The sequence below is a fragment of the Paenibacillus cisolokensis genome (genome assembly GCF_018403665.1).
Lineage (GTDB): Bacteria > Bacillota > Bacilli > Paenibacillales > Paenibacillaceae > Paenibacillus_AH > Paenibacillus_AH cisolokensis.
The window spans coordinates 1-10450 of record NZ_BOVJ01000200.1; the positions used below are offsets into that span (position 1 = coordinate 1).

A 10450-nucleotide genomic window follows, 5' to 3' on the forward strand; every position below is an offset into this window, starting at 1 on the left:
TTTGCGGTATAAGGACTACTGTGTTCGAATCGGCGTCTTTTCGCGGTATAAGAAACCACTGTGACCGTCCGTTTAACAATGAAGAAAGAGGTGTTCGTATGATGCAACTGGCCGAGTTTTTCCCGTCTCAACCGAGCCGCTTATGGCATCTTGCCAGGCAGATGGGCGTCGATTACGCCGTCAGCGGGCTGCCGTGGGAGGAGAAGGGCGAGAAGCCCTGGGATTTGATGCCGCTTATCCGGATGAAGCAGCGGTTCGCCGATTTCGGTCTGACGCTGAATGTCATCGAGTCGATGCCGCCGAGCAACAATATCAAGCTCGGTACGCCGGGACGCGACGAGGAGATCGAGACGTTCCGGGAGCTGATCGTCAACATGGGCGCGGCCGGCATACCGGTGCTTTGCTACAACTTCATGGCGCAATTCAACTGGTTCCGCACGTCGACGACGACCCGCACGCGCGGCGGGGCGCTCGTCTCGAGCTATGACCATAGCCTGATGCGGGACGCGCCGCTTACCGAGGCCGGCATTGTCACCGAAGAGCGGCTGTGGGACAATTTGCGCTATTTTCTGGAACGGATCGTGCCGGTCGCCGAAAAAGCCGGCGTGAAGCTGGCGCTCCATCCGGACGATCCGCCGATCTCGCCGATCCGGGGCGTCTCGCGCATTCTGCGCAGCGCCGATGCGCTGCAGCGGGCGATCGATCTCGTACCGAGCCCTAGCAGCGGCATTACGCTTTGCCAGGGCACGCTGGCGACCGCCGGCGAGGACATCCCGGCCGTCATCCGCCGCTTCGGCCGGCAAAACAAAATTTTCTTCGTTCATTTCCGCGACGTGCGCGGCACGGCGGAGAAGTTTGAAGAGACGTTCCATGACGACGGCCAGACCGATATGCTGGAGGCGATGCGGACATATGTCGAGATCGGCTTCGACGGGCCGGCGAGACCCGATCATGTGCCGACGATGGAAGGGGAGGACAACGCGAATCCCGGGTACGAGCTGCTCGGCCGGCTGTTCGGCGTCGGCTATATCAAAGGGCTGATGGAGGCGGCGTCCAAGCTGCGGACCGTACCGCAGGCGTCTCCCGGCGCCGCAGCCGGTACGGCCGGCTCCTGAAGGTCCGGCTAACGGCAAACCACAAACGGCCGGTGCGGTATCGCTGTCCGCACCGGCCGTTGCCGGCAGGCCGTCTTTCGGCCGCCGTGACCCGCCGCCGTCCGCTAGCTCCACAGCCGGTCGTTCGAATAAAAGTCGTTCCAATTGTCGGTCGGTTCCCAGATGCCCGGCACGCCCGGATGAAGATGCTCGGCCAGCACATCGTCGTTCAAATCGTCGATGCCGAGGCCCGGAGCGTCCGTGATCGTCATAAATCCGTTCCGGACGAGCGGTTTCGGCAGCTTGCCGCTTACGATAATATCGTCCCACCACGGCACCTCGCACGAATGGTATTCCAGAGCGAGGAAATTTTCCGTCGCCGCGGCGACATGCGCCGCCGCCAGACAGGCGATCGGGCTTTCCGCCATATGGATCGCCATCGCGACGCCGTAGTCCTGGGCCATGTCGCCGATTTTCTTCGTCTCCAGAATGCCGCCGGCCGTCAGAACATCCGGATGGATGACGGATACGCCGCCCGCTTCGAGCAGCGGCTTGAAATTTTCCTTCAAATAAATATCCTCGCCGGTGCAGACCGGCGTCGTCACCGCTCGCGCCAGTCTGGAGTACTGCTCGGTATACTGCCACGGCAGCATATCTTCCATCCAGGCCAGATTGAACTTGTCGACACGGCGGCCGAGCTTGATGCAGTCTTCCAGACCGATATGGCCGAAATGGTCGATCGCAAGCGGCACCTCATAGCCGATTACGGCGCGCACTTCCGCTACGTACTGCTCCAGCAGATCGAACCCCTTCTCCGTAATGTGGATGCCGGTGAACGGATGCGCAATATTGAAAATATCGTAATGGCGGTTTCGCAACTGGCGGATTTCATCCTCGGACAGCCCGCTTCGGTCCGGATTGTAGCGTCTCCGGGACAATTCTTTCATCTCTTCTAGAAAGCCGAGCGGGGCGCTCAGCGCTCCGGGCTCGTTCATGAGCTGGCCGATGCCGAGATCCATCTTCAGAAAGGTGAAGCCGGCGTCCATCCGTTTCCTGAGCGCTTCGCCCATCGCGGTACCCGTATTTTTGCCGGTGACGTCCGTGTCGCAGTACATACGGATGTTATCGCGGAATTTGCCGCCCAGCATCTGATAGACCGGAATGCCGTACGCTTTGCCGGCCAAATCCCAGAGCGCGATCTCGATGCCGCTTACGCCGCCGCCTTGGCGGGCATGCCCGCCGAACTGCTTGATCCGCCGGAACAGCTTGTCGATATTGCACGGATTTTCGCCGAGCAGCCGGCTTTTCAGCATAAGGGCGTACACCTTGTCCGCGCCGTCGCGCACTTCGCCGAAGCCGACAAGTCCCTGATTCGTGTACACTTTGATCAGGCTGCTGTGGAAAGGGGCGCCCACGATGTCGGTGAACCGGATATCGGTAATGCGGAGCTCGGAAGGACTCGAATACGTATTGACATGATTCAGCGTTTCCTCATACGTTTCATTCTTGGGCAAAGGGACTTCACTCCTTTTGCGGGATGATGGCGTATAAGCTACAGCAGCATGCTGGCCCCGTCGAGACGGATGGCCGCGCCGTTTAGAAATTCGCTTTCGTCGGAGACGATATGGCAGACAAGATGGGCCACGTCGCCCGGCAAGCCGATGCGGCCGAGCGGGAATTTGCGGCGGATGTCGCGCGGGCGGGATTTCGGCTTCGCAACGTTCGCGGGCGGCGGCGGGGCCGATCGCATGGAGCTTCGCTTGCCGACGTCGACGGCGCCCGGTTCGACCGTATTGACCGTAATGCCGTATCTCCCCAGCTCGATCGCGCTTTCCCTCCCGAGCATGCGGATGCCGCCTTTCGTCATGGCGTAGACCGGGTCGAAATCGGTCGGCCTTTTGCCGTGAACCGACGAAATGTTGACGATCCGGCCTTGACCCCGGGCTTTCATACAGGGAACGACGGCCTGGATGCACTGCCAGTAGCCTTTCAGATTGACGGCCATCATCCGGTCGAACTGTTCCTCGTCATATTCGAACAAATCGTAATTGAGCTGCATGGCGGCGTTATTGATCAAAATATCGACCGTCCCGAACCGGTCGACAGTTTCCCGCACCATCCGGTCGATGTTCGGCTTATGCGCCACATCCGCCTGTACGAGCATGCAGCTTGCGCCCGCCTCCTCGATCCGCCGCTTCGTCTCGAGCGCGCCGTCGGCGCTCCGGTTGTAATGAACCGCCACCTGCGCGCCGCGCCTGGCCAGCTCCACGGCGATGCCCTGGCCGATTCCCGTTCCGGCCCCGGTGACGAGGGCGGTTTTGCCGGTCAACTTCATGGCGCACCTCCCGTCGTTTCATGTTGAGGCCGTTTCATTTTATGGTCCATATAATGCATCAGAAATCCGCCGTCCAGCCGGACGTCGGCCCCGTTCAGGAAGTCTGCCTCAGCGGATGAGAGGTAGAGTGCGAGATTCGCAACGTCGGCATAAGTGCCCAATACGGCGTTCGGCACTTTGTAGCGGTAATCTTCGTACAGGGCGGAGATGCCGCTGCGGAACCGCACGTCGTCGCCTTCGAGCGGACCGAGCTCGATCAGGTTGACGTTGATGCCGTGACGGCCAAGTACAAGCGCCGCTTCGCGGCATAGCATTTTGATGGCCCCCTGGGACACACTGTACGCGAACGAAGCGCCCGTCGGCTTCTCGGCATGAATGGAGCCGATATAGACGATTTTGCCGGACCGCTTCGCGGCCATCTGCCGTCCGACCGCCTGCGTGACGACGAAAGCCGACTTGGCGTTGGCGTTCAGGACGGACAGGAACCGCTCCTCGTCGCAAGTTTCCACCATTGCCGGCCGGACGGCCCGGCGGTTGTGAATGAGCACGTCGACCGTTCCCAGTTCGCGCTCGGCCCGGTCCAGCAAAGCGGCTGTTTCGCGGGGGCTGCACAGATCGGCGCCGGCGGCTATCGCCGGACAGCCGGCGGCGTGCAGCTTCTCGAGAGCGGGTACGAGGGCGTCCGTTCCCGCTTCGCTGTTCAGGATGAAGCGCGCGCCTTCCGGAGCGAAACGGTCGATCAGCGCCATGCCCGATGCGCTGCCGGCTTCGGCGATCATGACGACTTTATCACGCAGTTTCATCGATCCCCTCCATGCGGCTGAACGCCGGTTTGGTTGAAAGGCGGCCGCAACTTCATCTTAGTCAGTACGACCCTCGCTGGCGATGCCGTAAATTTACGATTTTGTTTGTTTTTTTTCGCTTTCGCGGAGTTGCTTTTGCAGATTTGCTTTCGCGGAGTTGACGAGGGACATGAGGAGATAGGTGCCGAAGCCGTGCCGAATCTGCAAGCACGGCTGCCGCTTCAAGAGAATGAAACGGGTTGGCCGGGCGGGTAGAGGATATATTCTTCGAGCCCCGCCTTCTCGAGCTGGGCGATCAAATATTCGTCCGGCGTGTTCTCGACGCCGGGATAGCCTTTACGCGTGTAGATATGCTCGGCATCGGGGAACAGATCCCGCAACATGCCGCGGATGCGCCTGCCGGATGCGTCGTTGTCGGTGAACAGATAGACGTGGCGGTCGCCCACCGCCTTGCGCAGCTTTTCCAGCTGGCGCGTGCCCGGCGTTCCGTAGGTGCAGAAAACTTCGACTTCGGCGCTTAACAGACGCCGCAGCCGGGCGCGATCGTTTTTCCTTCCACGATGACGACAATATCCATTCCGCTCCCCCTTTGGCTTTCAGTTCGGCTTCGATGCAAGCGCAACGTTTTTGCCGGCGTTTAATGATGCTAGTGTACCCGATTTGCCGACAGGTTTCAAAAAAAAAGCTCTCCCAAAGGAGAGCCGTACGTGTTCACGGGCCGGAGCGGCACTGTTTTGACCCTTATTACTTTAGAAAAATCCGAAACAACCGCAGAATACAATAACCAGCAGAATAAACAGGACGAGAATCGTGCCCGTTGAAGTCCAAAGACCACCGCCGTATCCGGCACCACCGACATGAGACATCGTGTTGTCACTCCTCCCTTTCGTAAGTTGAGAGGTCATGGCTCTATGCGTTCGCATAGGTCACCCGACACCATATCGTATGTACGGGAAGTGAAATAGCCCTATGCGTTTACCCAGTATCACGAAAAATGGGTCCGTGCGGATATCGAACGTCCGACGCACAGCGGCAGGATGGCCGCAACCAGCATCAGGACGGCGAACGCGATAAAGTAGGACGAAATCTGCTCCCGAAGATGTCCCGCAAGCATCGGGCCGATGAAGGCGCCGACCGAAAAAGCGATGGACAGCGCGGAGAACGTCCGTCCGTACCGTTTCCCGCCGCTTAGCTCGATGAGGAGCGACGACAGTGCAGGGAAAATGACGCCTTTGCCCATTCCGATGATAAACAGGACGGCCATGAGCGGAACCGGGAAGTCCGCCGCAATCGTATAGTAGCAGACCGCCAGCAGCAGCGTCCCCCACAGCGTCCGGTAGTAAGGGGAAAGCCGGTTCAGGAACAGCATGCTGAGCGTCAGCAGGGCGCCGAGACTGACGACGGAGAAGAGCAGGCCGGTCGTCATCATCGCATCGGGGTTTGGCCCATAAGCGGCAGCTCGAACGACAGGATGCCCTGCGCGCAGCTGGTCGCCACCGGCAGCAGAAAGACCGGCCAAGGGATGCCGGCCTCCCGGCGCAGCTTGCCGCCGCTATCGGAAGGCTTCGCGGCCGGATCGGAAGCGGATTCGGCCGGAGCTGCGGAAGAAGCGGAAGCGTCCGCCGTTGCAGGGGCAATGTCGCGAATGAAGAAGAGCGCGCAGACCGCGGTGGCGATCAGAATCCAGCCGAGCGCGTAAAACGCTGCCGTAAAGCCGATTTGCGCGACCAGATAGGCGCCGGCGGCGGGAGAAACGACGGATGCCAGCGTATGGATGAATCCGTTGCCGGCCATCAGCTTGCCTTGGCGGACGCGGTCGGTTGTAATCCGGGCGAGCAGCGCCATGCAAGCGGGCGACAGGAAGGCGAGCACGAAACCGCTGACGGACCGGAGCACGAGCAGCTGCCACGGATTGGTGACATGGGATTGAACGATGAGCACGGCGCCGGCGGTGAGCAGGCTGAACACGATAAACAGCCGGCTGCCGTATCGGTCGACGCCGTAGCCGGCGATCAGGTTGCCCGGCAGGTGAGTAATCGAATACAGCCCCATCATCAGTCCGATGAATGACGGCGCGGCTCCGAGCGAGATGGCGAAAGGCGTCAAAATCGGGTACTGGGCGTGCAGGTCGAAGAACGCCACGAACAGGAACAGATAAAGCCATACGGCGGTTTTCAAGCCGGTTTCCTCCCTTGCCTTGTACAAACAGTTACTACTACTTGTACGCCCGTTTTCGGCGAATATGTCTGGGACGCGGGAAACGGCCTGCGGTGCGCATTTACGCCGGCCGACGACGTAAGGTATAATGTTTTGTAATCGTGTTTCGTACGCGGTATAATGGAGGGGAAGCGATTGTGAATTTCGATTTCAATTACGATTGGGCAACCTGGAGCCGCTTTTTCGAGGAGAACTGGTTCGTTCTTGTCATCGCGCTCATTCTGCTGCTTGTCATCGTCGGCATCGTCAAGACGGTGGTCAAGTGGCTGCTCGTTGCCGTTGTCGTCATCGCGGTCGTCGTGTACAGCGGCTACAATCTGGAAGATTTGAAGTCTATCGGCGAGAAGGTGACCGGCACGGTCAAGCAGGAAGCGCTCAACGCGATGGTCGGGGAAGCGCTCAACGCGACATACATCGAGAACGGGGACGGCACGTTTACGGTAAAGACGGACAACCTGGAGCTGCAAGGCGTCCTGGGAGAGAATGAAGTGAAGGTGTCGTTTCGCGGCGCTCCTCTCGGAACGTGGAAGATTGACGATACGATTCGCGATTTGATCGACAAGGCGAAGCAGAACGTATAGCCTGGTTTTGTTGTAGGAGGTAACAGCATGACACACTTCGTGCAGGCGTTGACGCAATGGGAACCTGTGGCGGTCGTGGTGCTGCTGCTCCTGCTCGGCTCGCTCGTCCAAGGCATGCGAAGAGGCGCATCGGGTTCCGCGAAGCGCCTCTTCTTCTTTATATGGGAAGCGCTGCTCGTCGTCGTATTCCTGTTTGCGGCCGCGCGCCTTGCGGCAGCATGGTCGCCTGCCGCACAGCGCTGGCTGGCGGCGCGGGTAACGGTGCCGGAAGGGGAGCTCGGCGCGCTTGCGCAGTTGTGGTATACGCTGCTGACGGGCATGCGGGACTTCACCCTGCTTCGTTTCGGCATTCTGTTTCTGGTCAGCTACTGGCTGCTGCGTTTCGCGGGCAGCTTCCTTACCCCGCTCGCCCATATCCTGTTCGAGCGGCTTACCGGCGATCGGGACGGCGAGGAGGAACGCCCGGCCGGCTCGCTCGCCAGCCGGGCCGCGGGGGCGCTGATCGGGGCGGTTCACGGCGCGGGAAGATCGCTCGTGCTGCTGGCCGCGCTGTTCATCTACGTCTCGCTTGTGCCGGGCGGTCCGCTGGCCGAAGGGATACGATCCTCGCCGCTGTACGGAGAGGCGTCGGAACGGCTGCTGCAGCCGGTCGCCGGCAGCATGCTGGCCGACCGGGGGCCCGTGCTGACGAAAGCGGTGGAAGAGGAATTCCAGCGGATTTTGCAGCGCAAATACGAAATTATCGATTACAACATACCGGACGATATCGCCGCCGCGGCGCTGCAGGTGACGAAGGACGAGCGGACGGCGGAAGGCAAGGCAAAGGCGCTTTACAACTGGCTCGGCACGCGCATCGCCTATGATTGGGAAAAAGCGCGAAATTACGAGGAACGCGGCATTTGGAAGGAACAGACGCCCCAATATACGTTCGAGCACCGCAAAGGGGTTTGCATCGATACGGCCCGCCTGTACGCTTTGATGGCAAGGGCGGCGGGGCTCGAGGCGCGCGTCGTGACCGGATTGGGAGCGGACGGGCAGGGAGGCTTCGGCCCGCATGCCTGGAACGAAGTGAAGGTCGACGACGGACGGTGGATACCGCTGGACGCAACCTGGGCATCGTCCGGTAACTGGTTCAATCCGCCGAACTTCGATGAGACGCATATTCGCGGCGCCTAAAAGAACGGCAAGATGTTATCCGCCATGGAGACGATAACGGGAGAGGAGGTACAGCGGCATGCAGGAAGATCCGCAACAGAAGGAGATTGCCCACCGCAGGCAATTCTCCGTTCGGCTGAACCTGTTTTTTTTCGCCACATTCGTATTGTTCAGCATCCTGATCGTGCGCCTCGCCATTTTGCAATTTGTCGAAGGGCCGACGCTGAAGGCCGCGCAGGATAAAATCAGCACCAAAGACGTCCGGATTCCGCCTATCCGGGGCAATATTTACGATTCGACCGGGGAGACGATCGCTTATTCGACCTCGACGCAGTCGCTCTATTTTCAGATCGAGCCGGGATTCAAGAACGACGAAGCAGAACAATTCGCGCGCCGTCTGAAAGAGGTGTTCGACAAATACGGCGATCCGGAGAAGGCGATGACGGTCGAGGAAATCATCGAGAATATGGACCTGACATTCCGACGGAACACGATTTCGGTGCCGAGACGGATCAAGTCCGGGCTGACGAATGAGGAGATCGCCTACTTCGCGGAAAACCGCGATCAGTTCAAAGGGATCGACATCGTCGAGGAGAGCATCCGCCATTACGATAAAGATACGGTGGCGGTGCAACTGATCGGTTACTTGAAGAAATTCAAGGGCGCAAAAGATCTTTCGTTCTACAAAAATATGGATAATGTAACCGATCCGCGGCTGAAATATTTGGATGACGAGCAGGTCGGTTTCGACGGGCTCGAATATATGTACCAGGAGCAGCTGCGCGGCAAGAACGGGCTGAAGACGTACCCGGTTAACGCCGCGGGCCGCATTATCGGCCCGGTGCAAATTACGAACCCGGAGCAGGGCAACGATCTGTATTTGACGATCAACAAACAGGTGCAGCTGCGCACCGAGCAGGCGATTATGGACCAGCTGAAGGCGCTGCAGTCGACCCCGAACGGCCGGGGGCGAACGCCCGCACCGGCTACGCGGTGGCGATGGAGGTCAAAACGGGCAAAGTGATCGCGATGGCCAGCATGCCGGATTACGATCCGAACGTCTGGGAAGGCGGCAGCATTTTGACCGAAGATTGGAATAGACTCCAACGTTTCATGGAGAACGGGACGATTCGGGAAGTGTATCAGCCGGTAGAGGACTACGGCAAGCACCCCTCTTCGCTTGTGCCGCTCGGTTCGACGATCAAGCCGCTGACGGTGCTGATCGGGCTGAACGAGAAGCTGTTTACGACCGACACCTATTATAACGACGACGGCGTCTTCTATTACGGGAAGGAAGGAATTCACCGGAGATCGATTCGCAACGCCCGGGGGGCGGTTTACGGCATGATGGACCCGGCCCGGGCGATCGAGAAATCGTCCAACCCGTTCATGGCCGAGATGGTCGGCAACGCGCTGTACATGAAGTATAAAGGCGACGAAGGCGTAAAAGTATGGGACAGCTACATGAAGCAGTTCGGTCTCGGCGTCTCGACGGAAAGCGGATTGCATAACGAGTTGAAGGGTATCATTGAATATTTCAATGAGGCCAAATCGGCAAGCGTGCAGTCGGCGCTCGTCCAGGCGTCCTTCGGCCAGCAGGGCCGCTATACGACGCTGCAGCTGGCCCAATACGCGGCGACGCTAGCCAGCCGCGGCAAGCGGATGAAGCCCCAGTTCGTGAACGAAATCCGCGATGCGAACGGCAATCTTGTGCAGGGCTTCGAACCGGTGGTGCTGAACACCATCGATTTCCCGGACAGCTATTGGGAGGAAATCGAGCAGGGGATGCGCCGGGTCAAGGTAACAGGGTTCGAAGGCTTTCCGTACCCGTTCTTGCGCAAGACCGGTACGTCCGAGCAGAGCGTGGCCGGGAAGATCGTCGACAACGCCGTATTCATCGCGGCCGCGCCGGCGGACGATCCGGTGCTTGCGGTCGCCGTCGTCGTGCCGGAAGGCGGCTTCGGCGGGCAGGGCGCGGCGCCGATCGTCCGTAAAATTTTCGAAGCTTATGACGACGAGATCGGTTTTTACGGCAAGCCGAAAAATCCTACGAAACCGGCGGGCGCCTCGAAGTCCGGCAGCACGACGAAGGCGGCCGGAGCGGACAACGCCGAGTCGGCGGAATGAGTCCAGCGATATTGTTTGTGTTTTACGATAAATTGAATGGTTAAAGCTATAGAGCATTTCCTTGTAATGAGGAATGCTCTTTTTTTGGTTTAAAAAGAATGATATCTCTATAACAACAAAAATATATTTAATAACGAT

Annotated in this window: 9 protein-coding genes and 2 pseudogenes; 5 read left to right on the plus strand and 6 right to left on the minus strand. The window is 59.3% G+C overall.

The window, feature by feature from the left end:
• The first annotated feature begins 101 nt into the window (after positions 1-101).
• The gene (locus PACILC2_RS23525) at positions 102-1115 is read left to right on the plus strand and encodes a mannonate dehydratase (RefSeq protein WP_213531233.1); all 1014 of its coding nucleotides are present in this window, start codon (positions 102-104) and stop codon (positions 1113-1115) included.
• A 104-nt stretch (positions 1116-1219) separates the two neighbouring features.
• Here the strand turns inward: PACILC2_RS23525 and PACILC2_RS23530 are convergent, their stop codons facing one another.
• The 6 genes and pseudogenes from PACILC2_RS23530 to PACILC2_RS23550 all read right to left on the minus strand — a co-directional run bounded on the left by PACILC2_RS23530 (position 1220) and on the right by PACILC2_RS23550 (position 6410).
• Positions 1220-2608, minus strand: a complete 1389-nt coding sequence (locus PACILC2_RS23530; protein ID WP_213531225.1) for a mandelate racemase/muconate lactonizing enzyme family protein — start codon at positions 2606-2608, stop codon at positions 1220-1222.
• Positions 2609-2646: 38 nt separating this feature from the next.
• Positions 2647-3429 (minus strand): SDR family NAD(P)-dependent oxidoreductase, encoded by a 783-nt coding sequence (locus PACILC2_RS23535; protein WP_213531227.1) that lies wholly within the window; start codon positions 3427-3429, stop codon positions 2647-2649.
• Entirely contained in the window at positions 3426-4232 is an 807-nt protein-coding gene (locus PACILC2_RS23540) for an SDR family NAD(P)-dependent oxidoreductase (RefSeq protein WP_213531229.1), read from the minus strand. Before PACILC2_RS23540 ends, PACILC2_RS23535 begins: the two co-directional genes overlap by 4 nt.
• A gap of 221 nt (positions 4233-4453) precedes the next feature.
• A pseudogene (locus PACILC2_RS23545) lies at positions 4454-4809 on the minus strand (ribonuclease M5).
• 172 nt (positions 4810-4981) lie between these two features.
• Positions 4982-5098, minus strand: a complete 117-nt coding sequence (locus PACILC2_RS27605) for a sporulation protein YjcZ (RefSeq protein ID WP_244863798.1) — start codon at positions 5096-5098, stop codon at positions 4982-4984.
• Positions 5099-5217: 119 nt separating this feature from the next.
• A pseudogene (locus PACILC2_RS23550) lies at positions 5218-6410 on the minus strand (MFS transporter).
• A gap of 176 nt (positions 6411-6586) precedes the next feature.
• On the opposite strand from PACILC2_RS23550, the gene PACILC2_RS23555 reads away from it, so the two are divergent.
• The 4 genes from PACILC2_RS23555 to PACILC2_RS29010 are packed head-to-tail and all read left to right on the plus strand — an operon-like array spanning position 6587 to position 10312.
• On the plus strand, positions 6587-7030 hold the full coding sequence (locus tag PACILC2_RS23555) for a hypothetical protein (RefSeq protein ID WP_244863799.1): 444 nt from the start codon (positions 6587-6589) through the stop codon (positions 7028-7030).
• Between the two features lie 27 nt (positions 7031-7057).
• On the plus strand, positions 7058-8206 hold the full coding sequence (locus PACILC2_RS23560) for a transglutaminase domain-containing protein (RefSeq protein WP_213531231.1): 1149 nt from the start codon (positions 7058-7060) through the stop codon (positions 8204-8206).
• Between the two features lie 58 nt (positions 8207-8264).
• The gene (locus PACILC2_RS29005) at positions 8265-9209 is read left to right on the plus strand and encodes a penicillin-binding protein 2 (RefSeq protein WP_307860699.1); all 945 of its coding nucleotides are present in this window, start codon (positions 8265-8267) and stop codon (positions 9207-9209) included.
• Positions 9185-10312, plus strand: coding sequence for a penicillin-binding transpeptidase domain-containing protein (locus PACILC2_RS29010; RefSeq protein ID WP_307860700.1), 1128 nt, complete (start codon positions 9185-9187; stop codon positions 10310-10312). The genes PACILC2_RS29005 and PACILC2_RS29010 overlap by 25 nt, the downstream gene beginning before the upstream one ends.
• Positions 10313-10450: the final 138 nt, after the last annotated feature.